The 21,407-nt window shown below is 69.6% G+C and carries 28 protein-coding genes; 11 read left to right on the forward strand and 17 right to left on the reverse strand.

Annotated features, from left to right (window positions below):
• Positions 1–22: 22 nt before the first annotated feature.
• The 5 genes from trpA to DMC64_RS23405 form a co-directional block, all read right to left on the reverse strand.
• A complete protein-coding gene (gene trpA / locus DMC64_RS23385) occupies positions 23–814 on the reverse strand; it encodes a tryptophan synthase subunit alpha (RefSeq protein ID WP_037344876.1) in 792 nt (263 codons plus the stop codon).
• On the reverse strand, positions 811–2,040 hold the full coding sequence (gene trpB / locus DMC64_RS23390) for a tryptophan synthase subunit beta (RefSeq protein ID WP_125735286.1): 1,230 nt from the start codon (positions 2,038–2,040) through the stop codon (positions 811–813). The genes trpA and trpB overlap by 4 nt, the downstream gene beginning before the upstream one ends.
• Positions 2,037–2,846, reverse strand: coding sequence for an indole-3-glycerol phosphate synthase TrpC (gene trpC / locus DMC64_RS23395; RefSeq protein ID WP_020630310.1), 810 nt, complete (start codon positions 2,844–2,846; stop codon positions 2,037–2,039). The genes trpB and trpC overlap by 4 nt, the downstream gene beginning before the upstream one ends.
• A 192-nt stretch (positions 2,847–3,038) precedes the next feature.
• Positions 3,039–3,596: a Trp biosynthesis-associated membrane protein gene (locus DMC64_RS23400; RefSeq protein WP_125735287.1), complete on the reverse strand. Its 558-nt coding sequence runs from the start codon at positions 3,594–3,596 to the stop codon at positions 3,039–3,041.
• On the reverse strand, positions 3,589–5,151 hold the full coding sequence (locus DMC64_RS23405; RefSeq protein ID WP_038510390.1) for an anthranilate synthase component I: 1,563 nt from the start codon (positions 5,149–5,151) through the stop codon (positions 3,589–3,591). The genes DMC64_RS23400 and DMC64_RS23405 overlap by 8 nt, the downstream gene beginning before the upstream one ends.
• A 95-nt stretch (positions 5,152–5,246) precedes the next feature.
• Here DMC64_RS23405 and DMC64_RS23410 point away from each other — a divergent pair, with 95 nt between their 5' ends.
• On the forward strand, positions 5,247–5,852 hold the full coding sequence (locus tag DMC64_RS23410; RefSeq protein WP_037344873.1) for a TetR family transcriptional regulator: 606 nt from the start codon (positions 5,247–5,249) through the stop codon (positions 5,850–5,852).
• 13 nt (positions 5,853–5,865) lie between these two features.
• Here DMC64_RS23410 and DMC64_RS23415 read toward each other — a convergent pair whose 3' ends face one another.
• From DMC64_RS23415 to hisF, 6 genes are read right to left on the reverse strand one after another with little or no spacing between them, the layout of a single operon-like run.
• On the reverse strand, positions 5,866–6,471 hold the full coding sequence (locus DMC64_RS23415; protein ID WP_125735288.1) for a hypothetical protein: 606 nt from the start codon (positions 6,469–6,471) through the stop codon (positions 5,866–5,868).
• Between the two features lie 9 nt (positions 6,472–6,480).
• Positions 6,481–7,356, reverse strand: coding sequence for a hypothetical protein (locus tag DMC64_RS23420; protein ID WP_125735289.1), 876 nt, complete (start codon positions 7,354–7,356; stop codon positions 6,481–6,483).
• A 57-nt stretch (positions 7,357–7,413) separates the two neighbouring features.
• The gene (locus tag DMC64_RS23425; protein WP_125735290.1) at positions 7,414–7,776 is read right to left on the reverse strand and encodes a DUF1304 domain-containing protein; all 363 of its coding nucleotides are present in this window, start codon (positions 7,774–7,776) and stop codon (positions 7,414–7,416) included.
• A 3-nt stretch (positions 7,777–7,779) separates the two neighbouring features.
• Positions 7,780–8,136 carry a phosphoribosyl-AMP cyclohydrolase gene (gene hisI, locus DMC64_RS23430; RefSeq protein WP_016335961.1) on the reverse strand — a complete coding sequence of 119 codons (357 nt, stop codon included), beginning with the start codon at positions 8,134–8,136 and terminating at the stop codon, positions 7,780–7,782.
• Positions 8,126–8,515: a hypothetical protein gene (locus DMC64_RS23435; RefSeq protein WP_037344870.1), complete on the reverse strand. Its 390-nt coding sequence runs from the start codon at positions 8,513–8,515 to the stop codon at positions 8,126–8,128. The genes hisI and DMC64_RS23435 overlap by 11 nt, the downstream gene beginning before the upstream one ends.
• Positions 8,512–9,285: an imidazole glycerol phosphate synthase subunit HisF gene (hisF, locus tag DMC64_RS23440; RefSeq protein ID WP_026466775.1), complete on the reverse strand. Its 774-nt coding sequence runs from the start codon at positions 9,283–9,285 to the stop codon at positions 8,512–8,514. The genes DMC64_RS23435 and hisF overlap by 4 nt, the downstream gene beginning before the upstream one ends.
• A gap of 38 nt (positions 9,286–9,323) precedes the next feature.
• Here hisF and DMC64_RS23445 point away from each other — a divergent pair, with 38 nt between their 5' ends.
• From DMC64_RS23445 to DMC64_RS23480, 8 genes are all read left to right on the forward strand, one after another.
• Positions 9,324–9,926 (forward strand): TetR family transcriptional regulator, encoded by a 603-nt coding sequence (locus tag DMC64_RS23445; RefSeq protein WP_125735291.1) that lies wholly within the window; start codon positions 9,324–9,326, stop codon positions 9,924–9,926.
• Between the two features lie 10 nt (positions 9,927–9,936).
• Positions 9,937–11,157, forward strand: coding sequence for a phytase (locus DMC64_RS23450; RefSeq protein WP_125735292.1), 1,221 nt, complete (start codon positions 9,937–9,939; stop codon positions 11,155–11,157).
• A gap of 89 nt (positions 11,158–11,246) precedes the next feature.
• The gene (locus DMC64_RS23455; RefSeq protein ID WP_073848496.1) at positions 11,247–11,756 is read left to right on the forward strand and encodes an RNA polymerase sigma factor; all 510 of its coding nucleotides are present in this window, start codon (positions 11,247–11,249) and stop codon (positions 11,754–11,756) included.
• Positions 11,753–12,751, forward strand: a complete 999-nt coding sequence (locus DMC64_RS23460) for a hypothetical protein (protein WP_125735293.1) — start codon at positions 11,753–11,755, stop codon at positions 12,749–12,751. Before DMC64_RS23455 ends, DMC64_RS23460 begins: the two co-directional genes overlap by 4 nt.
• 28 nt (positions 12,752–12,779) lie before the next feature.
• Positions 12,780–13,703, forward strand: coding sequence for an NADP-dependent oxidoreductase (locus DMC64_RS23465; protein ID WP_125735294.1), 924 nt, complete (start codon positions 12,780–12,782; stop codon positions 13,701–13,703).
• Positions 13,704–14,131: 428 nt separating this feature from the next.
• The gene (locus tag DMC64_RS23470; protein WP_125735295.1) at positions 14,132–14,857 is read left to right on the forward strand and encodes an ABC transporter ATP-binding protein; all 726 of its coding nucleotides are present in this window, start codon (positions 14,132–14,134) and stop codon (positions 14,855–14,857) included.
• The gene (locus DMC64_RS23475; RefSeq protein ID WP_125735296.1) at positions 14,854–15,588 is read left to right on the forward strand and encodes an ABC transporter permease; all 735 of its coding nucleotides are present in this window, start codon (positions 14,854–14,856) and stop codon (positions 15,586–15,588) included. Before DMC64_RS23470 ends, DMC64_RS23475 begins: the two co-directional genes overlap by 4 nt.
• A gap of 9 nt (positions 15,589–15,597) precedes the next feature.
• A complete protein-coding gene (locus tag DMC64_RS23480) occupies positions 15,598–15,984 on the forward strand; it encodes a PPOX class F420-dependent oxidoreductase (RefSeq protein WP_037344855.1) in 387 nt (128 codons plus the stop codon).
• Here DMC64_RS23480 and DMC64_RS23485 read toward each other — a convergent pair.
• From DMC64_RS23485 to hisH, 3 genes are all read right to left on the reverse strand, one after another.
• On the reverse strand, positions 15,968–16,324 hold the full coding sequence (locus DMC64_RS23485) for a DUF1330 domain-containing protein (RefSeq protein WP_125735297.1): 357 nt from the start codon (positions 16,322–16,324) through the stop codon (positions 15,968–15,970). The genes DMC64_RS23480 and DMC64_RS23485 overlap by 17 nt on opposite strands.
• Before the next feature lie 79 nt (positions 16,325–16,403).
• On the reverse strand, positions 16,404–17,141 hold the full coding sequence (priA, locus tag DMC64_RS23490; RefSeq protein WP_037344851.1) for a bifunctional 1-(5-phosphoribosyl)-5-((5-phosphoribosylamino)methylideneamino)imidazole-4-carboxamide isomerase/phosphoribosylanthranilate isomerase PriA: 738 nt from the start codon (positions 17,139–17,141) through the stop codon (positions 16,404–16,406).
• A 9-nt stretch (positions 17,142–17,150) separates the two neighbouring features.
• Entirely contained in the window at positions 17,151–17,774 is a 624-nt protein-coding gene (gene hisH, locus DMC64_RS23495; protein WP_038510345.1) for an imidazole glycerol phosphate synthase subunit HisH, read from the reverse strand.
• Between the two features lie 136 nt (positions 17,775–17,910).
• Between hisH and DMC64_RS23500 the strand changes: the two genes are divergently transcribed.
• Together DMC64_RS23500 and DMC64_RS23505 are read left to right on the forward strand one after the other, a co-directional pair.
• Positions 17,911–18,090 carry a hypothetical protein gene (locus DMC64_RS23500; RefSeq protein ID WP_016335976.1) on the forward strand — a complete coding sequence of 60 codons (180 nt, stop codon included), beginning with the start codon at positions 17,911–17,913 and terminating at the stop codon, positions 18,088–18,090.
• Positions 18,091–18,161: 71 nt separating this feature from the next.
• Positions 18,162–19,334: an acyl-CoA dehydrogenase family protein gene (locus tag DMC64_RS23505; protein WP_125735298.1), complete on the forward strand. Its 1,173-nt coding sequence runs from the start codon at positions 18,162–18,164 to the stop codon at positions 19,332–19,334.
• 7 nt (positions 19,335–19,341) lie between these two features.
• On the opposite strand, the gene DMC64_RS23510 is transcribed toward DMC64_RS23505, so the two are convergent.
• Genes DMC64_RS23510 through DMC64_RS23520 form a run of 3 tightly spaced genes read right to left on the reverse strand, consistent with a single transcriptional unit; the run spans position 19,342 to position 21,368 of the window.
• Positions 19,342–19,770: an NUDIX hydrolase gene (locus DMC64_RS23510; protein ID WP_125735299.1), complete on the reverse strand. Its 429-nt coding sequence runs from the start codon at positions 19,768–19,770 to the stop codon at positions 19,342–19,344.
• Between the two features lie 10 nt (positions 19,771–19,780).
• Positions 19,781–20,671: a transketolase family protein gene (locus DMC64_RS23515; protein WP_037344841.1), complete on the reverse strand. Its 891-nt coding sequence runs from the start codon at positions 20,669–20,671 to the stop codon at positions 19,781–19,783.
• Between the two features lie 4 nt (positions 20,672–20,675).
• Positions 20,676–21,368 carry a transketolase gene (locus DMC64_RS23520; RefSeq protein ID WP_037344840.1) on the reverse strand — a complete coding sequence of 231 codons (693 nt, stop codon included), beginning with the start codon at positions 21,366–21,368 and terminating at the stop codon, positions 20,676–20,678.
• Positions 21,369–21,407 lie beyond the last annotated feature (39 nt).

A 21,407-nucleotide genomic window follows, 5' to 3' on the forward strand; every position in this document is an offset into this window, starting at 1 on the left:
GGCCCCTTCGGCTCACGTCAGATCAAGCGGGGGCGACGGCCTTCCGCACGCCCGCGGCCAGTTCGGCCGAAAGCTCGCGCACCGCGTCGGTGCCGCTCGCCGCGGCCGTCACCAGCGCCGAGCCGACGATGACGCCGTCCGCGAAACCGGCGACCTGCGCCGCCTGCTCGCCGGACCGGACGCCGATCCCGACGCCGATCGGCAGTTCCGTATGCGCGCGGGTCCGCTCGACCAGGTCCTCGGCGTGCACGCCGACCTGGTCGCGAGCACCCGTCACACCCATCACCGCGGTGGCGTACACGAAGCCCGAAGCGGCCGCGACGGTCTTCGCGATCCGCTCCTCCGAGGAGGACGGCGCGACCAGGAAGATCCGGTCCAGACCATGCTGTTCGGAGGCGGCCATCCACTCGTCGGCCTCGTCCGGGATCAGGTCCGGGGTGATCATCCCGAGCCCGCCCGCGGCGGCGAGGTCCCGCGCGAAACGGTCGACGCCGTAGCGGTGCACCGGGTTCCAGTACGTCATCACGACGGCCTTGCCGCCGCGCGACGACACCGACTCGACGACCTCGAACAGGTGCTTGAGCTTGAAGCCGCCGGAGAGCGCGCTCACCGACGCGGCCTGGATGGTCGGGCCGTCCATCACCGGGTCCGAGTAGGGCACGCCCACCTCGACCAGGTCGGCGCCGCCGTCGACCACCGCGGCCAGCAGATCCTTGGACCCGTCGACCGTCGGGAAGCCCGCCGGAAGGTAACCGATCAGCGCGCCGCGCCCCTCGGCCTTCGTCTTCGCGAAGAGGTCGTCCAGCGCGCTCATGCGTTCTCCACCAGGCCGAAGTACTTCGCGGCCGTGTCCATGTCCTTGTCGCCGCGACCGGACAGGTTCACGATGATCAGCCCCTCGGGGCCGAGTTCACGGCCGAGCACCAGCGCACCGGCCAGCGCGTGCGCCGACTCGATCGCCGGGATGATGCCCTCGGTACGCGAAAGCAGCTTGAACGCGTCCATCGCCTCGGCGTCGGTCACCGGCCGGTACTCGGCGCGGCCGCTGTCCTTGAGCCACGCGTGCTCCGGGCCGACACCCGGGTAGTCCAGCCCCGCGGAGATCGAGTGCGATTCGACGGTCTGGCCGTCCTCGTCCTGCAGCAGGTACGTCATCGCGCCGTGCAGGTTGCCCGGGGTGCCCTTGGTCAGCGTGGCGCCGTGGCGGTTGCCCTCGACACCCTCGCCGCCCGGTTCGAGACCGACCAGGCGCACCGACGTGTCGTCGATGAAGCCGTGGAAGATCCCGATCGCGTTCGATCCGCCGCCGACGCAGGCCGCGACGGCGTCGGGCAGGCGTCCGGCCTGCTCCAGGATCTGGGCGCGGGCCTCCTCGCCGATGATCTTGTGGAAGTTCCGCACCATCATCGGGAACGGGTAAGGGCCCGCCGCCGTGCCGAACAGGTAGTGCGTCGTGTCGGCGTTGGTGACCCAGTCACGCAGTGCCTCGTTGATCGCGTCCTTGAGGGTGCGCGAACCGGTCTTCACCGGGACGACCTCGGCGCCGAGCAGCTTCATGCGGGCGACGTTCAGCGCCTGCCGCTCGGTGTCGACCTCGCCCATGTAGACGACGCATTCCAGGTCCAGCAGCGCGCAGGCGGTGGCGGTGGCCACGCCGTGCTGGCCGGCCCCGGTCTCGGCGATGACCCGCTTCTTGCCCATCCGCTTGGTGAGCAACGCCTGGCCGAGCACGTTGTTGATCTTGTGCGAACCGGTGTGGTTCAGATCCTCGCGCTTGAGGAAGACCCGGGCGCCGCCGGCGTGCTCGCCGAAGCGCTTGGCCTCGGTGAGCAGCGACGGGCGGCCGGCGTACTCGCGCAGCAGGCGCCGGAACTCGTTGACGAAGTCCGGGTCGGTCCTCGCCTTGTCGTATTCCGCCGCGACCTCGTCGACGACGCCGATCAGGGCCTCGGGCATGAACCGGCCGCCGTAGGGGCCGTAGTAGCCCCGGCCGTCCGGGTCGTGCTCGCCGTGCGGTGTTTCGGTGTACTCCACGCTCATCGAGAAGGCCTCGGGCAAGCGGGGTGCGAACCGGCGGTCACGAGCTTGACCAGGGCGCCCTTCGGGTCTCCCGAAGCGACGAGCCCTTCGCCCACGAGGACGGCGTCGGCGCCGTGACCCGCGTAGGACATCAGGTCGCCCGGGCCGCGGACACCGGACTCGGCGATCTTGAAGACGTCCATCGGCAGGCCGGGGGCCAGCCGCGAGAAGACGTCCCGATCCACCTCGAGGGTGTGCAGGTTGCGGGCGTTGACGCCGATCACCTTCGCGCCGGCTTCGAGCGCCTTGTCGGCCTCTTCGGCGTTGTGGATCTCGACCAGCGCGGTCATCCCGAGGGATTCGACGCGGTCCAGCAACGCGATCAGGGCGTTCTGCTCCAACGCCGCCACGATCAGCAGGACCATGTCCGCGCCGTGCAGCCGCGCCTCGTGCACCTGGTAAGGGCTGACGATGAAGTCCTTGCGCAGCACCGGGATGTCGACCGCCGCGCGGACCGCGTCGAGGTCGGCGAGCGAACCGCCGAACCGCCGCTGTTCGGTCAGCACGCTGATCACCCGGGCGCCGCCGTCGGCGTAGTCCTTCGCCAGCGCGGCCGGATCCGGGATCTCGGCCAGATCGCCCTTGGACGGGCTGCGCCGCTTCACCTCGGCGATGACACCGATACCGGACTCGCGCAGGGCCGCGAGCACGTCACGTGGGGGCGCGACCTGGGTCGCGCGCTTCTTCAGTTCGTCGAACGGCAGAACCGCCTCGCGCTCGGCGAGATCGGCACGGACGCCGGCGACGATGTCTTCGAGCACGCTCACCGGAGTACCTCACCGGCCGTCGTACTCACGGATTCCTTCGCAAGGTCGCTCACAAAAACCTTCCCCTTCCCGCCGAAACGATGCTAACCCCCGCACGGATACGGCCTGGTTCCGGGTATGTCCGTTGCTCCGAATGCCAACCGTGTCATCTTTGCCGGGAAAGATCCCCGAAACCCGCGAATTCCGTCGTCGTCACCGGCCGGCGGTGGGATCTTCGCCTTCGGACAGCGCCTCCCACAGCTCGGTCTCGGGATCCTTCGCGGCCTTCTTCTTCGCCCCTGGCGCCGAGTACTTCGCGCCGAGGCGCGGCATCCGGCCCGCGCCCTTGATGGCTGCCAACCCGCCCGCCGTCACGAGAATTCCCCCGAGAATCGCGAGGCCGCGGGCTCCCAGCATCTGGGCGACGGGCAGTCCGTCGGCGAACCCGCTGAACGAGCCACCCGCCACGCCGATCCACACCGCGGCGAGGCCGGACACGGCGAGTACCACGCCGAGCACCCGGCGTGGCCAGCCGCCGGTGGCGATCAGCCCCGCCGTGCCGGCGAGCGCCAGCAACGCGAGGGGAATCAGCGCAACCGCGCGCTGTGAACCGGTTTCCGTGTACAGCACGGTGCCGCGCACGCCGCCGTCGCGGAACTCCGCGAACCACACGAGCTGCGAGGAACCCCACAACGCGACCGCGCCCAGCAGCAGGCCCACCACGGCGATCCACAGTGGACGCTTGGCCTTCTTCGCCGGGACCTCAGACACGAGTGCGGTCACCCGCCGGGTCGAGCTCGTCCGCCGCGATCATCGTCTGCGCCGCCGCGACGGCGGAAAGCACCGTGCGGGCCTTGTTGAGCGACTCGTTGTCCTCGTAGTCGGCCACCGAGTCCGCGACGACTCCCCCGCCCGCCTGGACGTACGCGGTGCCGTCCTTCATCAGCGCGGTGCGGATCGCGATCGCGGTGTCGGCGTCCCCGGCGAAGTCGAGATAGCCGACGACGCCGCCGTAGAGCGCCCTGCGGGTCGGCTCCAGCTCCTCGATCAGCTGCATCGCGCGGACCTTCGGCGCGCCCGAGAGCGTCCCCGCCGGGAAACAGGCGGTGACGGCGTCGAAAGCCGTCTTGTCGTCGAGGAGTTCCCCGGTGACCGTGGAGACGATGTGCATGACGTGGCTGTAGCGCTCGACGTCGAAGAAGTCGACGACGCGCACGGTGCCCGGCTTGCAGACCTTGCCGAGGTCGTTGCGGCCGAGGTCGACGAGCATGAGGTGCTCGGCGCGCTCCTTCTCGTCCGCGAGCAGGTCCTTGGCCAGCTGCGCGTCTTCCTCCGGATCCGCGCCGCGCCAGCGGGTGCCCGCGATCGGATGCGTGGTCGCGCGGCCGTCCCGCACGGTGACCAGCGACTCCGGGCTGGACCCGACGATGTCGAAACCGTCCAGGCGCAGCAGGTACATGTACGGGCTCGGGTTGGACGTGCGCAGCACGCGGTAGACGTCGAGCGCGTCGGCCTGGGTCTCGATCTCGAAGCGTTGCGACGGCACGATCTGGAACGCTTCGCCCGCCTTGATCGCCTCGACGGCCTTCTCGACCGCCGCGTGGAAGTCCGGCTTGGACCGGCGGCGCGTGAATTCGGGCGCGGGACGGTCGAAGACGGCGGCCGTGGCCGGGGCGGCGACGTGCAGCTGCTTGGTCATCGCGTTCAGGCGGGCGACGGCGTCGTCGTACGCGGCGTCGACGCGCTCGGCCGAGTCGTCCCAGTTGACCGCGTTGGCGATCAGCGTGACGGTGCCCTCGTGGTGGTCGAAGGCGGCCAGGTCGGTCGCCAGCAACATGGTGAGCTCGGGGATGTCGAGGTCACGCTCGGCGAGCTCGGGGAGCCGTTCGAGCCAGCGGACGGCGTCGTAGCCGATGTAGCCGACCATGCCGCCGGTGAGCGGCGGCATCCCGGGCAGCTGCTCGGTGTGGAGCGCGGCGACGGTTTCACGCAGGACGGTGAGCGGGTCGCCCTCGGTCGGCAGGCCGACCGGCGGGGTGCCGGTCCACACGGCCTCGCCGTCACGCACGGTCAGCGCGGCGGGGCTGTCGACGCCGATGAACGACCATCGGCTCCAGGAAGCGCCGTTCTCCGCCGATTCGAACAGGAACGTCCCCGGCCGGTCGGCGGCGAGCTTGCGGTAGACCCCGATGGGGGTCTCACCGTCGGCGAGCACGCGACGGACAACGGGGATGACGCGACGGCCCTCGGCGAGCGCGCGGAACTCGTCGCGCGAAGGGCTGACCGAGCCGAGCCCCGACGGGCTGGCGTTTGCGGCGCTGACCATGTCGCTCATTGTGCTGCAACGGCCGCACGGGCCGGGACGGGGGGATGAATTCAAAGATTGTTGAATTTCCGGCCGGGTCCGTTCATGATGACGCCATGGCTGGTGAAGACACTACCGTGCGGCGACGGGGACGGCGGCCGGGCGGACAGGACACCCGGACCGCGCTGATCGAAGCCGCGCGCGCGGTGTTCGGCGAGAGCGGTTTCGACGGCGCGACCGTGCGCGCGATCGCGACGCGGGCCGGGGTCGACGCGGCGATGGTGAACCACTGGTTCGGCAGCAAGGAAGGGCTGTTCGCCCAAGCCATCCTGAAGCTCCCCTTCGACCCGCACGAACTGCTCGCGGAACTCCAGAACGGGCCCGACGACGAATTCGGACAGCGGATCGTCCGCACCTTCCTCACCCGGTGGGACGGCGCGGGCGGCGAGGTGTTCCAGGCGCTCGTCCGCAGCGTCGCCGGGCACGAACAGGCCGCGGCCGTGCTGCGCGGTTTCTTCCAGAACTTCTTCACGAAGGTCATCGGCGGACTGGGCTCGGACCGCGTCGAACTGCGGACCACGCTCTGCGCTTCCCAGCTCGTCGGGATGGGACTGGTGCGCTACGTCGCGAAATTCGAGCCGATGGCTTCGAGCGAGATCGAGCCGCTGGTGACCGCGATCGCGCCGACCGTGCAGCGTTATCTGACCGGCGACATCGACTGACCCGCCGGGTGGCTCAAGCAGTGTCCGGTTCGATTTCCTTGACCGGAACCGTGTAGAGCGTGTCCTTCGAGAACCGGCCGCGCGGGAAGATCACGATCATGTCCGTTTCCTCGCCGCCGATGAAGACGGGCACCTTTTCGAGCCCGTCGAAACGGGGAGCGATCCGCAGCGAGCGTCGCGTCTGGAGCAGCTTGTAGTCGCCTTCGAGATAGACGTCGATCCGGGGGAACAGCCAGCCGGGCCGCACTGTCGCCATGGCCTCGCGCAAACCGGTCTTCTCAGCGGACCGACGGCGGCTCTTCCAGAGCCAGGCGGCGTACAGACATGCCGGAATACCGTAGAAGGCCACCAAGGAAAGCGGGACCAGCACCTCGAATCGGCGATCGTCCGAAATTATCTGACACGCGACGAAGTAGGCGATCCAGAACGCCGCCCAAGCCGTCGCCCGTTGTTCGAGAAGCGACAATTTCTCGATCAAGGGGCCGGCCACTTCTTCGTGGATCGTCGGCGGATCGAAGCCTTCGGTGAAGTCGTCGTCCGCACTGGAGCGAGGTCGCCCGGCGACCCTGGGACGTCGTCTCGGACGGTCGATCTTCTTTTTCCCTCGCCCCAGTTTCATGCACCGAGGTTAATCGAGAAGAGCGGGTTTTCCGGATAACGAGTCGCGTCTCGCTTCGGGGCAACCGTGCGCGCTCGGCGAGCGTACAAGTTCAGGTTGGGCCGGGAACGCGTACGGGCGGCGGGAAATCCTCCCCCGCGGGAACAGGACGACCATGTTCGCGCCTTCGCCACCGACCCGGACCCGGAGGCCGGGATTCTTCCGGAAACGGCGGCACGAGCGGATCGACCAGCCCACCGAGCGGACCACGGTTTCGGTGCCGTCGTCGAAAGTGAGGTACGTGGCGGGCGGGAGCCGGTTGCCCAGCCCCTCGTAATCCGGCCGTACCGTCGCCCGCGCCGGACGCCATCCGGTGGACTGGACGGCCCGGTGCCTGGCCCGCCAGCCCGCCGCGGACATCAGCGAGCCCACGAACCCGACGAGACCGAACGCCGTGGGCAGCACGCCCAGCTTGCCGAACCCGTCTTCACCCGACCCGCCCAGGACGAGCAGGAGGATCCCGGTGGTGAGGACGGCGGGCCAGATCAGGGCGATCCAGGCGGAGCGAAGACCCAACAGACGCAGTTTCGCAGTCTCACGCTCGGGATCGATGGCGACGAGCGCGGCGTCGTCGACCCTCCGGTCGTCGGGCGCGGCCTCGGCGAGCCCGGCATGGACCCGCGCCCGATCTCGCGCGAACAGAGCCACCAAGAGCCCCACGCAGATCAAGGCGATTTCGTCGAAAAAGCCCTCGAAGCCCCAAATCGGATCTTTTCCGAAAGCCTGGACAGCGAGACCGATGGCCCCACCACTCACCGGTATCAAGCTCACCACCGCGGCGACGCGGTAACCCAATCTCCGGCGGAGATGCTTCTCCGTCGGGCCTTCCCCAGTCCCCAGTGACATGGAAAAAGCGTACGCCCGCAAAGGGGATTCGGGGATAGGACCAAGGTCCCGACGGCGTCAGCCCGCGACCAGCACCGCGATCAGCGCCAGCGTGCCCGGCACCACCTGGACGAAGAAGATCTTCTTGCTCGCCGTCGCCGTCCCGTAGAGCCCGGCCACGATCACGCACGCGAGACCGTAGATCTTGAACTGCCACGCCGTACCGCCGGTCGCGACCAGGCCCCAGATCAGCGCGGCGGCGAGGAAACCGTTGTACAGCCCCTGATTCGCCGCGAGCGCCGAGCTCTCCTTCGCGAACTCCTCGGTGGTGCCGAAGGAGGCGCGAGCGCGCGGGGTGGTCCACAGGAACATCTCGAGCACGACGATGTACAGGTGGATCAGCGCGACGATGCCGACCAGCACGTTGGCGACGACATTCACGGGTTACTCGCTCTCGTCGGCCAGCAGCAGCCGTTCGTCGGTGTCGAAACAGGTGTGCGTGCCGGTGTGACAGGCCGGGCCGGTCTGGTCGACGCGCAGCAGGACGGTATCGCCGTCGCAGTCGATCCGCACTTCGCGCACGTGCTGGACGTGGCCCGACGTCTCGCCCTTGACCCACAGTTCCTTGCGGCTGCGCGAGTAGTAGGTCCCGCGCCGGGTCGTGAGCGTGCGTTCGAGCGCCTCGTCGTTCATCCACGCCATCATCAGCACGTCCGATGTGGAGTGTTCGACGACGACGGCGGCGATCAGCCCGTCGGCGTTGCGCTTCAAGCGATCCGAGAGGGCGGGGTCAAGCGTCATTCGTGGCTCCGAGAAGGTGCCGTTTCACCGGCATCGAGTTGAGCAGGACCGCCGTGTAGATGTACCCGGCGAAGAGGATCCCGGAGACGATCTTCACCCAGAAGAGTTCCGCCGCCAGCATCGACAGCGCGTGCAGCAACCCGAAGAGGAAGCTGACCGCGAACCCGGCGAACCGCGCGGACGACATCTTCAGCACCAGCCCCGCCACGACGAGACCGCCGAGGACCAGCGACGTCCCCGGCAGCAGGAACGTCCGCGCGGACGAATACGGCGCGAACATGAGGATCCCGGCCATCGCGAGGTACGCGACGGCGAGCCCGAGCAGCAGCGCGCAGACGACCTTGACCTCGGTGGCGGCCTTCCACTTGCCCGCGATCACCGGACCACGACTCCCCCGGCGCGCAGCGCGCCCTTGACCTCGCCGATCTTCAACTGTCCGAAGTGGAACACGCTGGCCGCGAGCACCGCGTCCGCGCCCGCTTCGACGGCGGGCAGGAAATGCTCCAGCGCGCCGGCGCCGCCGCTGGCGATCACCGGGACCCGGACGGCCGCCCGCACCTGGGTGAGGAGTTCGAGGTCGAAGCCGTTCTTCGTGCCGTCGGCGTCCATCGAGTTGAGCAGGATCTCGCCGACGCCGAGTTCCTCGCCGCGCGCGGCCCATTCGACGGCGTCGATCCCGGTGCCCCGGCGGCCGCCGTGGGTGGTCACCTCGAAGCCGGACGGGGTCGGTTCGGTGCCCTCGGGGACCCGGCGCGCGTCCACCGACAGCACGACGCACTGCGCGCCGAACCGGCGGGACGCCTCGCGCAGGAACTCCGGCCGCGCGATGGCGGCGGTGTTGATGCTCACCTTGTCCGCACCGGTGCGCAGCAGCCGGTTGACGTCGTCGTTCGTGCGCACGCCGCCACCGACGGTGAGCGGGATGAACACCTGCTCCGCGGTCCGGCGAACCACGTCGAAGGTGGTCTCGCGGTCCCCGGAGGAGGCCGTGACGTCGAGGAACGTGAGCTCGTCCGCGCCCTCGGCGTCGTACAGGCGGGCGAGTTCGACGGGGTCGCCGGCGTCGCGCAGGTCGGCGAAGTTGACGCCCTTCACCACACGGCCCGCGTCGACGTCGAGACACGGGATGACCCTGACTGCGACTGACATGGGGACAAGCGTAGTCAAGGGCGTTCTAAGCTCGCGGAATGGCACAGGCGGGGCGGCGGCCGGGGCAGACCGAGACGCGGGAGGTGATCCTCGACGCGGCACGGCGCAGGTTCGCCGAACAGGGCTACGACGGGGCGACCGTCCGCGGCATCGCGGCCGACGCCGGGGTCAACGCCGCGCTGCTGCACCATTTCTTCGGCACCAAGCAACGGCTCTTCGCCCTGTCGATGAACCTGCCGGTCGACCCGGGCGAGCTGGTCCCCCGGATCCTCGACGGCCCCGAGGACCAGATCGGCGAACGCCTCGTCCGCGCGTTCCTCGGCCTCTGGCAAGCTCCCGAAGGCCGCGCGCCGTTCCTGGCGATGATCCGGTCCGCGACCACCAACGAGCAGGTCGCGACCATGATGCGGCAGTTCCTGGAACGGGCGGTGCTGGCGCGGGTCGCCGAGGCGCGCGGCGTGCCGAAGGTCCGGGTGGCCGGGGTCGCCGCGCAGATGATCGGGTTCGCGCTGCTGCGCTACGTCATCGGGCTGCCGCCGCTGGCCGCCGCCTCGGAGGACGAGATCGTCGCGATGCTGGCGCCGGTCGCGCAGTATTACCTGACCCCCGACGTTCACCGGCCGGACACTCCGCGCGGCTAGCTTCCCGAGGATGCGCATCGCTGCTCTCCTCCCCCTCCCCCTGCTGGCGGCCTCGCTGCTCGCCGCCGTGCCCGCCGAAGCGGGCCAGAACCCCTCACCCGTGGCACAGACTCGGGCCTACGTCGACGACAAGGGCGCGAACCCCGCGAACGCCGACGCCGACGACCCGGCGATCTGGGTCCACCCGAAGAATCCTTCGGCCAGCGTCGTACTCGGCACGCTTAAGGAAGGCGGGCTGGCCGCGTTCGATCTGAAGGCGCGGCAGTTGCAGCATCTCGCCGTTCCCGAGGGCGGCCGGTTCAACAACGTCGACGTCGTCGGCGATCTCGCCGTGGTGAGCGACCGCGGCCGGGACCGCGTGCGCGTCTACCGGATCGACCCGGCCGGAGCCGCGGCCGGCTCGCGGGTGCTCCGTGACGTCACGGATCCTTCCGCCCCACCGGTCTTCTCCGCTTCGGAGTCCGAAGTGGACGAACAGCGGACCGCGTACGGGCTCACCGCCGGACGCGACCCGCGCACCGGCGCGCGCTGGGTCGCGGTGACCCGGCGGCACGAGACCCGCGTGGCGCTCTTGCGACTTGTCGACAAAGCGGACGGCACCGTCGGCACGGCGCCGATCGGCACGATCGACCTGCCGTCGGAGTTCCGGCTGCCGAACGGGAAGACGTGGTCCCCCTGCGGCGAACCGGACGAGCGGCCGCAGCTGGAAGGTTCGGTCCTCGACACCGCGAACCGCGTGCTCTACACCGCGCAGGAGGACGTCGGGATCTGGCGGATCCCGGTGCACGGTGCCGGTTTCGGCCGTCCGGAGCTGATCGACAAGGTGCGGTCGTTCGGGGTTCCGCAGCGGTTCGACGAGGCGACCGAGGAATGCGTCGCCGACGGCCCCGACCCCGGCTTCGGCGGGAAGTGGCTGACGGCGGACGCCGAGGGGCTGGCGCTGGCCGACGGCAAGCTGCTCGCGTCGAGCCAGGGCGACTCGCGGTTCGTGGTGTACGACCGTGACGGCACGCCGCGGCGCGATTTCCGGGTCGTCGCCGGACGCGGGACCGACTCGGTCGAGCACTCCGACGGCGCCGCGATCACCACCAGGCCGCTGGGGCCGCTGTTCCCGCACGGCCTGCTGGTGGTGCACGACGGCGAACGCCGCCCGGCCGCCACCGACCCCTCCGGTGAGGAGCTCGCGACCACCGGATTCGCCTTCGTCCGGCTGGAGACCGCCGTGCGGTGATCACGTTCACCGAGAAAGTTCCGTTCCCGATGCATCAGCCGGGTGGTCTCGCGCGTCCTTAGGGGGAGACCACCGGCTGAGGGGGACACGTGCCTGCGAGCTTCGACGAGTTCGTCGCGGATCGCCTGGACGGCCTCCTGCGCTACGCGACCGTCCTGACCGACGATCCGTACCTGGCGCAGGACATCGTCCAGGAGGTGCTGCTGCGTGCTCAGCAACGCTGGCCGAAGATCGACTCGCCACCGACCTACGTCCGCCGGATGGTGACCAACGAGTACCTCTCGTGGCGGAGGCGGCTGGCGGTCCGCCGGGTGACGCCGTCGTCGCCGGAAGTGCTCGACCTGGTGAGCCCACCGGTCTCCGATCACGCCATCGAGTACGACGAACGCGACGCGATGCTGGACCGGCTCGCGAAGCTCCCGCGCAAACAACGCGCCGCGATCGTGCTCCGCTACTACGAGAACTACTCCGACGAGGAGATCGGCGCGGTGCTCCGCTGCGCGACGTCGACCGTGCGCAGCCAGATTTCGCGCGCGCTCTCGACGTTGCGGGAGACCGGGCCGTCCTCGTCCGTGCAGCCCACGGGAGCCCGCAAATGACCCGACTGAGTGACGAGCACACCGAGGACCTGATCCGGGAGAGCCTCGAACACCTGGCGGCGCGGGCGCCCGACGGTGCCGAGATCCGCGACGCGCTGGCCCAACGGCCGTCACGCCGTCCGACGATGGCCTTGGCACTGGTCGCGGCGGCGGTCGCGATCATCGCCCTCGGCGTCCCGCTGGGCCTGCGGGCCTACACCACGGTCACCCCCGCCTCGCCGCGCAACGCCGACTGGGCGGTGCTGCCGTACAAACCCGGCTGGCTGCCCGACGGCTTCAAGGAGCTGACCCGGAGCGCGAAGCCCTACCCGGGACCGCAGACCAGGACATGGAGCGGCGGTGAGGCCGGGCAGGTGCGGCTGACCACCACTCCGCTGGACGACCGGGGCGGACCGTGGACCATCGCTCCCGCGCCGAACCAGATCATCGTGCACGGCAGGGTCGGGATGGTCTCGGAGGTCTACGGCGACGCGACGATGCTGACCTGGTCGCCCGACGACACGTATCTGCTGAGCTTGACGTTGTACGGGATCAAGGACCCGCGCGGCGTCGGCCAGCGGATCGCGGACGAGATGGTCAGGGACGACCGTGCCCGGGTTTCGGGCGAACTGCGGTTCGGCAGGCTGCCCACCGACCTGGAGCTGTCCGGGGTGAACCTGTTCATGACCGTCGGCGGGGGTGCGACCGAACTCGAAGCCACCCGTACCGGGCAACCCATCGCGGCGGCGGTCGTCATGGCGTCGCTCCGCGCCGAACGGCCGGACTCGGGCGACGCCACGCCCGTTCCGCTCAAGGTCAGGGGTGCCGACGGCTTCTTCCTGCCGCAGCGGACCGGACGGCTCGGGCACGAGGACGAAACGGTCGCCGTCCAGGTGGAGGGCGGGCGGTGGCTCACCGTCTCCGGCAAACGGGACCAGGCGACGCTGCTCGACATCGCGAACGGCGTCCAGCTGATCCCCGGCGATTACAGCTGGTTCGGGAAGCCGCCGGAATAGTGCCGGACGGGCAGGGGTTGTCGACGGCATGACGGACACCTACCGCTCCATCGTGTTCACCGAGTACGGCGACTCCGGGGTCCTGCGCGTCCTCGAGCGGGAGCTGCCCGAGCCGGGCCCCGGCCAGGTGCGGGTCGCCGTCCGGGCGGCGAGCGTGAACCCGATCGACTGGAAGATCCGCTCCGGGCTGATGGCCGAGGTGTTCCCGACGGAGTTCCCCGCCATCCCCGGTGGCGACATCGCCGGTGTCGTCGACGCGGTCGGCGAGGGCGTGTCCGAGTTCGCGGCCGGTGACGAGGTGCTCGGCTCCGGAGCGGGCGGATACGCGGAGTACGTCCTCGCGAAACCCGCGAGCCTGGTCCGCAAGCCCGAGTCGCTCTCGTGGGAGCTGGCCGCAGCGCTGCCCGCCGTCGTCAACACTGCCTATCGCGCGCTCAACCTGCTGGATCTCCAGGAGGGCGAGACGCTGCTCATCGACGGCGCCGCGGGAGGTGTCGGCACCGTCGCCGTGCAGCTCGCCGTCGCGCGCGGGCTGACCGTCGTGGGCACGGCGAGCGAAGGGAACCACGAGTACCTGCGCTCGCTGGGCGCTGTGCCGGTGCAGTACGGCGAAGGGCTCTCCGAGCGCGTCCGCGACGTCGCACCGCAGGGCGTCGACGCGTCCTTTGACGCCTCCGGGCGCGGCTCGCTGGCCACCCTGGTGGAGCTGACCGGTGGTCCGAAGCGGGTCATCACCATCGCCGCTCCGGACGCGGCCGACCACGGTGTCCGCTTCACGTCGGGGACTCCGGCCGAGCAGGTGCCCGGCTCGCTGGCCGAAGGCGCCGCGCTCGCCGCCGAAGGCAAGCTCGACCTGCCGATCGCCCGGGTCTACCCGCTCGCCGATGCGGCCGCGGCCCAGGACGAGAGCGAAGCGGGCCACGTCCGGGGCAAGCTCGTCCTGGTCCCTTGAGCCTCCCCTCGTGAGTGGTGAGGACGGTTAGAACCAAGGCTGCCTTCGGTACCTACTGAATGCGGGTGGCCGTTGGCCGCCGGTCCGTGAAGGCCTCCTTCCCTACCCTGAAGGTAGGCAAGGAGGCCTTCACGGACTTTGCGGATCGCCACCCGCGGCTCTGCGACACCACAAGTCCCAGCAGTCCCAGCAGATGCGCGTGAAGGTCCCCTTCCCTCGGCTCAGCCGAGGAAACTCGACCTTCACACCTTCCCCAAGTACGTGAAGGCCCCCTTCACTGCGTCTAGCGCAAGGAAGGGGGCCTTCACGTACTGCTGGAGGCGTGTCTCGTGAGTGGTAAGGGCGGTTAGAACCGTCTTCACCACTCACGAGACGCGCCCCCATGTCCCCCTTGACTCTCGCTTCTCAACGGGCGCAGAATTAAACGCATGACTAATTCAGCGATCTCCGTGACCGGCCTGCGGGTCGTCCGCGGCGGCCGCGAGGTCGTCAGGGACGTCGATTTCGCGACGCCGCGCGGCCGGATCACCGGTCTGCTCGGTCCCAGCGGCTGCGGTAAGACGACGCTGATGCGCTCGATCGTCGGCGTGCAGATCGTCGCCGCGGGCGAGGTCACCGTGCTCGGCCATCCCGCGGGCAGCCCGCCGCTGCGGCGGTTGATCGGCTACGCCACCCAGAATCCGGCCATCTACGCCGACCTGACCATCACGGAAGCCTTGCGGTACTTCGCTTCCGTGCTTCGCACACCGGTGTCCGATGTGGACAGAGTGATCGGCGAGGTCGGGCTCGCCGATCACGCCGGCAAGCTCGTCGGCTCACTGTCGGGCGGCCAGCACAATCGCGCCAACCTCGCGGTCGCGCTGCTCGGGAAGCCCGAACTGCTCGTCCTCGACGAGCCGACCGTCGGCCTGGATCCCGTGCTCCGCGACGAACTCTGGGCGCTTTTCCGCCGTCTCGCCGAGGGCGGGGCGACACTGCTCGTGTCCAGCCACGTCATGGACGAGGCCGCGCGCTGCGACCGTCTGCTGCTCATGCGCGAAGGCCGGATCCTCGCCGACGACACCCCGGCCGGGTTGCGCGAGCGCACCGGCACGACCGATCTGGAGCAGGCGTTCCTGCGGCTGGTCCGCGCGACCGAGGTGAGCCCGTCGTGAACCCCGCCTTGACCCTGGCCACGGCCCGCCGGATCCTCCTGCAGCTCCGGCACGATCCGCGCACCGTCGCGATGCTGATCGTCGTGCCGTCGCTGCTGATGGTGCTGCTGCGCTTCGTCTTCAACTCCGAAGCGGTGTTCAGCCGCGTCGCCCCGGCGCTTCTCGGCGTTTTCCCGTTCCTGATCATGTTCCTGATCACCTCGATCACGACCCTGCGCGAGCGCACCACGGCCACGCTGGAACGGCTGATGACCCTGCCGATCGGCAGGATGGACCTGCTCTTCGGTTACGCGCTCGCGTTCGGCTCGATCGCGATCGTGCAGGTCGGCGTCGCCGCCGGGGTGTCGCTCGCCTGGCTGGGCCTCGACATCGCGGGCTCGATCGCGATGCTGCTGCTCATCGCCGTCCTCGACGCGCTTCTCGGGATGGCGCTCGGCCTCTTCGTGAGCGCGTTCGCGCGGACCGAATTCCAGGCGGTGCAGTTCATGCCGTTGTTCGTGCTGCCGCAGATCCTGCTGTGCGGCCTGTTCGTGCCGCGCGGGGAGATGGGCTGGCTCCTGAACTGGCTCTCGAACGTGATGCCGCTTTCGTACGCCGTCGAAGCCCTCACCCGGGTCACCACGTCGGGCACCGTGGACGCGACGCTGATCCGGAACCTGATCATCGTCGGGGTGTGCGCCCTGGCGGCGCTGGTCCTCGGCGCGGCGACCTTGCGCAGGCGGACGCCCTAGACTCTCCACATGGGATCGGAGTTCGAGCGGATCGCCGCCGAGAAGTACGTCGTCCTGACCACCTTCCGCAAGAACGGCACCCCGGTGCCGACGCCGGTCTGGGCGGCGGGTGACGGCGGCGAACTGGTGATCTGGTCCGAACGGAAGGCGGGCAAGGTCAAACGCATCCGCAACAGCGGTCGGGTCGAGGTCCAGGCCTGCGACTTCCGCGGCAACAAGACCCACGGCGACGTCGTCGCGGGCGAGGCGCGGCTGCTCGATCTCGACGAGACCGAACGCGTGCGCAAGGTGATCGCGCGGAAGTACGGGATCACCGGCCGGGTCACGATGTTCTTCAGCAGGCTGCGGGGGCCGAAGGACCGGACCGTGGGGATCGCGATCAAGCTGGCCGAGTGAGCTGAGCCTCCCGCAGCTCCGCCGCCATCGCCGCCGAGTCGTGGTCCGGCCCGCAACCCTCCACCAGGATCAGATCGCCCGGGATGTGGTCCGCCCGCAGGTGCAGGATCTCCCGGTAGGCGGGCGACGCGTACCACTCGCGGGCCACGGCCAGGCTCGGGAAGCCGATCATCACCAGCGCTCCCGGCCACTCCCCCTCGACGACCTCGATCTCGTTCCCGTGCACGAGGAACTTCCCGCCGAAGGGGTCGAGCGTGTCCTGGATCCGCTCCAGGTACTGGAGCACCTCTTCGGTCGGCGCACCGGTGGGGCGAAGGTGGGCGATACCGTACGCGGTCATGATGTCCTCCCAGGTTCGTTGTCCTGGAAGGAATCCTGACCGAACGGGCGCGTAGCGTCGATTACCCGGGAGGTAAAGTTCAGAACTCCGCGACGGCGGCGAGCGCCTCGGGCAGGGTGAACGCGCCGGCGTAGAGCGCCTTGCCGACGATGGAACCCTCGACACCGTCGCGGGCCAGCGCGGCCAGTGCGCGGAGATCGTCCACACTGGACACACCGCCGGAAGCGATGACCGGCGCGTCGGTGCGGGCGGCGACCTCGCGGAGCAGCTCGATGTTCGGGCCCTGGAGGGTGCCGTCCTTGCTCACGTCGGTGACGACGTAGCGCTGCGCGCCGTCGCGGTCGAGCCGGTCGAGGACCTCCCAGAGGTCACCGCCGTCCTGCGTCCAGCCGCGCGCGGACAGCCGGTGCCCGGCCTCGGTGATCCGCACGTCCAGCCCGATGGCGACCCGGTCGCCGTAGGAGGAGACGACCTTCGCGGTCCACTCCGGGTCCTCCAGCGCCGCCGTGCCGAGGTTGACCCGGCGGGCGCCGGTGGCCAGCGCGGCCTCCAGCGACGCGTCGTCGCGGATGCCGCCGGAGAGCTCCACCTGGACGTCGAGCTTCGCCACGACGTCGGCGAGCAGCTCCCGGTTGGAGCCCTTGCCGAACGCGGCGTCGAGATCCACCAGATGGATCCATTCCGCCCCGTCACGCTGCCAGGCGAGCGCCGCCTCCAGCGGGCTGCCATAGGAGGTTTCGGTGCCGGCCTCGCCCTGGACGAGTCGCACGGCCTGGCCATCGGCCACATCAACGGCGGGAAGGAGCGTGAAAGTCACGCGCCCACTCTAAGCGAGGGTGTTCAGCCAGTTGCGCAGCAGGTGCGCACCCGCGTCCCCGGACTTCTCCGGGTGGAACTGGGTCGCCCACAGCGGCCCGTTCTCGACGGCGGCGACGAAGTCCTGACCGTGGTTCGCCCAGGTCACCTTGGGTTGCTGCCCGGCGAGGCCGGAGTCCAGGTCCCAGGTCCGCGCGGCGTAGGAGTGCACGAAATAGAACCGCGTGTCCGCGTCGAGCCCGGCGAACAACTGCGAATCCTCCGGCGCGCGGACGGTGTTCCACCCCATGTGGGGGAGGACGTCGGCCTCCAGCCGGTCGACCGTGCCCGGCCATTCGCCCGCGCCTTCGGCCTCCACGCCGTGCTCGACCCCGCGTTCGAACAGGATCTGCATGCCGACGCAGATGCCCAGCACGGGGCGGCCACCGGCGAGACGTTTGCCGATGATCTTCTCCCCCGACACCGACCGCAGCCCCTCCATGCAGGCGGAGAAGGCGCCGACACCGGGAACGACCAGGCCGTCGGCCTCCAGCGCGGCATGCGGGTCCGCGGTGACCTCGACGTCGGCACCGGCGCGCTCGACGGCGCGTTCGGCGGATCGGAGATTGCCGGACCCGTAGTCCAGGATCACCACGCGAGGAGTAGCCACGCTCTCCAGGCTAGCGGACCGGATTTTCCCCGGATTCCCTGTTTCGACCTTCACTCTTCTGGGTAATAGCGACTCCGAGTGAAAGGCCGGCGCAGGACCGCCCTGCACTTATGGAGGAACGATGCAGGACGCCGACGACCTGACCCGCCTGCTCAACGCCTGGCGCGAGGACATCGACAGCGTGCCTTTCCCTACCTTCGCGGAGCTGCTGATCCCGGCGCAGAAGCGGCGCTCCGCCCCGGCCCGGACGGCCACGGCATCGGTTCAGGTGACGAAGACCACCGGATGGCGCGATCGCTGACACCCGACTCCGGTCGTGTGTGTGGTTTTCTTCATAGGAAGATGCCCCACCGAGCCGACCAGGAGTGACGCATGAGCAGCAGCCCGGATCCGCGCGACTTCCTCGATCTCGACGCCGAGCTCTCCGCCGAGGACCGGGCCATGCGGGACGCCGTGCGCTCGTACGCGCACGACCAGCTCCTGCCGAACATCGCCGAATGGTACGAAACGGGCGCCCTGCCCGCCGCCGAGCTCGCCAAGGGGTTCGGACAGCTCGGGCTGCTCGGCATGCACCTGGAGGGTTACGGCTGCGCGGGTACCAGCGCGGTCGCCTACGGCATCGCCTGCCGCGAACTCGAGGCCGTCGACTCCGGGCTGCGCAGCTTCGTCTCGGTGCAGGGTTCGCTGGCGATGTACGCGATCCACAAATGGGGCACCGAGGAGCACAAGCAGGAGTGGCTGCCGCGGATGGCCGCCGGTGAGGCGCTCGGCTGCTTCGGCCTGACCGAACCGGACGCCGGCAGCGACCCCGGCAGCATGCGGACGCGCGCGGTGCGCGACGGCTCCGACTGGGTGCTGAGCGGCACGAAGATGTGGATCACCAACGGAACCGTGGCCGACGTCGCGGTCGTCTGGGCGCAGACCGACGAAGGCGTGCGCGGCTTCGTCGTCCCCACGAACACGCCGGGCTTCACCGCCAACGAGGTCAAGCACAAGCTGTCGCTGCGGGCCTCGCTGACCGCGGAACTCGTGCTCGACGGCGTCCGCTTGCCGGATTCGGCGGCGTTCCCCGAGGTCAGGGGACTGCGCGGACCGCTGTCCTGCCTGAACGAGGCGCGCTACGGGATCCTGTTCGGCGTCGTCGGCGCCGCTCGCTCCTGCTACGAGTCCGCGCTGGAGTACACGCTGAGCCGGGAGCAGTTCGGCAAACCGCTGGCCGGATTCCAGCTCACCCAGCGCAAACTCGCCGACCTCGTCGTCGAGGTCAACCGCGCCGGGCTGGTCGCGCTGCGGATCGGGCGGCTCAAGGACGCCGGGACGTTGCACCACAACCACGTCAGCTTCGGCAAGCTCGCCAACGTCCGCTCCGCGCTGGAGGTCGCCAGGACCGCGCGCGGCATGCTGGGCGCCAACGGGATCTCGCTGGAATACCCGGTGATGCGGCATATGTCGAACCTGGAAACCGTGCTGACCTACGAGGGCACCGAGGAGATGCACGCGCTCTCGCTCGGCCAGTCGGTCACCGGGCTGGCCGCTTTCCGCTGAGCGGCGATCAGTCCCGCGCCGCGAGGAGATCCGCGAGCCCGTCCGGGTAGAGGATCGCCTTGCCGCTCGCCACGTCGGCCATCGGCAGCCAGTGCACGCGGGCGCCGTCGTCGAGGACGACGCCGACCTCGTCGCGCTCGTAGAACGCCTTGTCGATGAGGTCGGCGGTGAACAGGAACACGATCTCGTGTCCCGGCCTGCCTTCGAAGGTGAACACGTTCTCCAGCACGGCGATCTGCTCGACCGAGGTCAGCTCCGCCGCGAGTTCCTCCTGGAATTCGCGGTGCAGCGCCTCGGCGGCGGTCTCGCCGAACTCGATCCCTCCGCCCAGCGGCCGGTGGTAGGTCACTCCTTTGGCGTGGTCGCGGCCTTCGAACACGAGAAGGTCGTCGCCGCGGCGGATCACCCCGAGCGCGAGCGGGCGGATCTTCGTCATCCCGGTGACGCTAGCGGAGGAATTCCTTGACGGACAAGGCGATCGAACCGGCGTCGAGACCGTGCGCGAGGTCGTGATCGGCCATTTCGCCGTAGATCCGGACTTCCGCGTCGCGCCGGACGCCCAGCGACAGCAGCCGGTGCGGCGTTTCGGACAAAGCGTCCGCCACCGCGTGCGCCGAGGTTCCCGCGAGGTAGGGCTCGACCAGTACGACGTCGGTGCTGCCCGCGGCCTCCACGGCCGAACGCAGCCCGGCGGCGTCGAACGGCCGGATCGTCGAGGTGTAGAGCACGGTGACGTCGAGGTCGGCCGTCGCTTCGAGCACCCTGTCGAGCATCGGCCCGACGGCCACCACCACGCCCCGCCCGCCTTCGCGCAGTGTCTGCAGGCCCGCGCCCAGATGCGCTTTCGCGTTCTCCTGCGCGGAAAGCCGGAGATAGACGCGTCCGGTGCCGGGGATGGACTCGAGCAGCAGCCGCCGCGCTTCTTCGGGGTGTCCCGGCACGTGCACGGTCCAGCCCGGCAACGTGTCGATGAGGGCGACGTCGCCGGGCGCCTGATGCGTCCGCCCGGCGGTCGGCATGTCGTAGGACGCGCCCGAAGACACCAGCACGGCGCCGACGTCCTGATGTCCGAGGTCGAGTTTGACCTGCTCGAAAGCCCGCTCCACGAGGAACGACGAGAAGGTGTGGACGATCGGGCGCATCCCGGCCAGCGCGAGCCCGCCCGCGGTGCTCATCATCAGTTGTTCGCGGATGCCGACGTTGAGCACCCGGTCGGGATGTTTCCTCGCGGCGAAGGCGAGTTGTGCCGCGGAGATGTCGGCGAGCACGACGGCGACGTTCGCGTCGGTGTCGAGCACTTCGGCGGCGGCTTCCAGGAACGTTTCGCGCATGTTCACGGGTTCAGGCCTTTCGCTCGACGGTCGCGACCACGGCGAGCGGCCGGTCCGGATGGGGGGTGGTGAGGGCTTCGTGGAGCGCGTCGTGGTCGCGGCCGTCGACGGTGCGCGTCGTCCAGCCCTCGACCTCGAACCGGCGCGCGATCCCGCCGGGCCAGCCGTGCGTGGCCGAGGAGTTGTCGACGACGACGGCGGTCAGCTGCGGCATGCCGATACGGCCGGCGACCGCGATGGCCTCTTGGTTGGAGCCCTCGTCGAGTTCCGCGTCGCCGACGAGGGTGACGACCTTGGCGTCACGGAATCCCTTGGCGCGCAGGCCGAACACGGTGCCGATGGCCAGCGGGAGGCCGTGCCCGAGCGAACCGCTGGAGATCTCGGCCACGGGCAGCCTCGCCCGGTCCGGATGGTGGCCGAGCCGGGACTCGGCCGAAGTCCAGTCGGCGAGTTCCTCCTCGTGGATGAAGCCCTTCTTCGCCAGCACCGCGTAATAGGCCATCGGGCCGTGGCCCTTCGACAGCAGGAAACGGTCGCGGCCGGGCTCGCGGATGTTCTCCGGGGTGATGTCGAGCACACGGTCGTAGAGCACCCATAAGACGTCCACAGTGGACTCCGCGGCGGCCTGATGCTTCTCGTCCCCGGTCATCAGCGAGATCAGCCGCGGCAGATCCTCGTAGCCGGTCTTGATGTCAGTGGTCATGAACCGAGGTTGCAACCTCGACTTAAGTCGAAGTCAAGG

The sequence above is a fragment of the Amycolatopsis sp. WAC 04197 genome (genome assembly GCF_003947475.1).
In the GTDB taxonomy this organism is placed as follows: domain Bacteria; phylum Actinomycetota; class Actinomycetes; order Mycobacteriales; family Pseudonocardiaceae; genus Amycolatopsis; species Amycolatopsis japonica.

What these genes read in the sequence shown, in the direction of transcription:
- DMC64_RS23465 (WP_125735294.1), top strand. Translation starts at nt 12,780, where the DNA reads ATGACGGACACCTACCGCTCCATCGTGTTCACCGAGTACGGCGACTCC.
- DMC64_RS23520 (WP_037344840.1), bottom strand. Translation starts at nt 21,368, where the DNA reads ATGACCACTGACATCAAGACCGGCTACGAGGATCTGCCGCGGCTGATC.
- DMC64_RS23500 (WP_016335976.1), top strand. Translation starts at nt 17,911, where the DNA reads ATGCAGGACGCCGACGACCTGACCCGCCTGCTCAACGCCTGGCGCGAG.
- DMC64_RS23460 (WP_125735293.1), top strand. Translation starts at nt 11,753, where the DNA reads ATGACCCGACTGAGTGACGAGCACACCGAGGACCTGATCCGGGAGAGC.
- DMC64_RS23470 (WP_125735295.1), top strand. Translation starts at nt 14,132, where the DNA reads ATGACTAATTCAGCGATCTCCGTGACCGGCCTGCGGGTCGTCCGCGGC.
- DMC64_RS23405 (WP_038510390.1), bottom strand. Translation starts at nt 5,151, where the DNA reads ATGGTCAGCGCCGCAAACGCCAGCCCGTCGGGGCTCGGCTCGGTCAGC.
- DMC64_RS23480 (WP_037344855.1), top strand. Translation starts at nt 15,598, where the DNA reads ATGGGATCGGAGTTCGAGCGGATCGCCGCCGAGAAGTACGTCGTCCTG.
- DMC64_RS23485 (WP_125735297.1), bottom strand. Translation starts at nt 16,324, where the DNA reads ATGACCGCGTACGGTATCGCCCACCTTCGCCCCACCGGTGCGCCGACC.
- DMC64_RS23415 (WP_125735288.1), bottom strand. Translation starts at nt 6,471, where the DNA reads ATGAAACTGGGGCGAGGGAAAAAGAAGATCGACCGTCCGAGACGACGT.
- DMC64_RS23420 (WP_125735289.1), bottom strand. Translation starts at nt 7,356, where the DNA reads ATGTCACTGGGGACTGGGGAAGGCCCGACGGAGAAGCATCTCCGCCGG.
- DMC64_RS23505 (WP_125735298.1), top strand. Translation starts at nt 18,162, where the DNA reads ATGAGCAGCAGCCCGGATCCGCGCGACTTCCTCGATCTCGACGCCGAG.
- DMC64_RS23450 (WP_125735292.1), top strand. Translation starts at nt 9,937, where the DNA reads ATGCGCATCGCTGCTCTCCTCCCCCTCCCCCTGCTGGCGGCCTCGCTG.
- trpB (WP_125735286.1), bottom strand. Translation starts at nt 2,040, where the DNA reads ATGAGCGTGGAGTACACCGAAACACCGCACGGCGAGCACGACCCGGAC.
- DMC64_RS23510 (WP_125735299.1), bottom strand. Translation starts at nt 19,770, where the DNA reads ATGACGAAGATCCGCCCGCTCGCGCTCGGGGTGATCCGCCGCGGCGAC.
- hisF (WP_026466775.1), bottom strand. Translation starts at nt 9,285, where the DNA reads ATGTCAGTCGCAGTCAGGGTCATCCCGTGTCTCGACGTCGACGCGGGC.
- DMC64_RS23410 (WP_037344873.1), top strand. Translation starts at nt 5,247, where the DNA reads ATGGCTGGTGAAGACACTACCGTGCGGCGACGGGGACGGCGGCCGGGC.
- DMC64_RS23445 (WP_125735291.1), top strand. Translation starts at nt 9,324, where the DNA reads ATGGCACAGGCGGGGCGGCGGCCGGGGCAGACCGAGACGCGGGAGGTG.
- hisI (WP_016335961.1), bottom strand. Translation starts at nt 8,136, where the DNA reads ATGACGCTTGACCCCGCCCTCTCGGATCGCTTGAAGCGCAACGCCGAC.
- trpA (WP_037344876.1), bottom strand. Translation starts at nt 814, where the DNA reads ATGAGCGCGCTGGACGACCTCTTCGCGAAGACGAAGGCCGAGGGGCGC.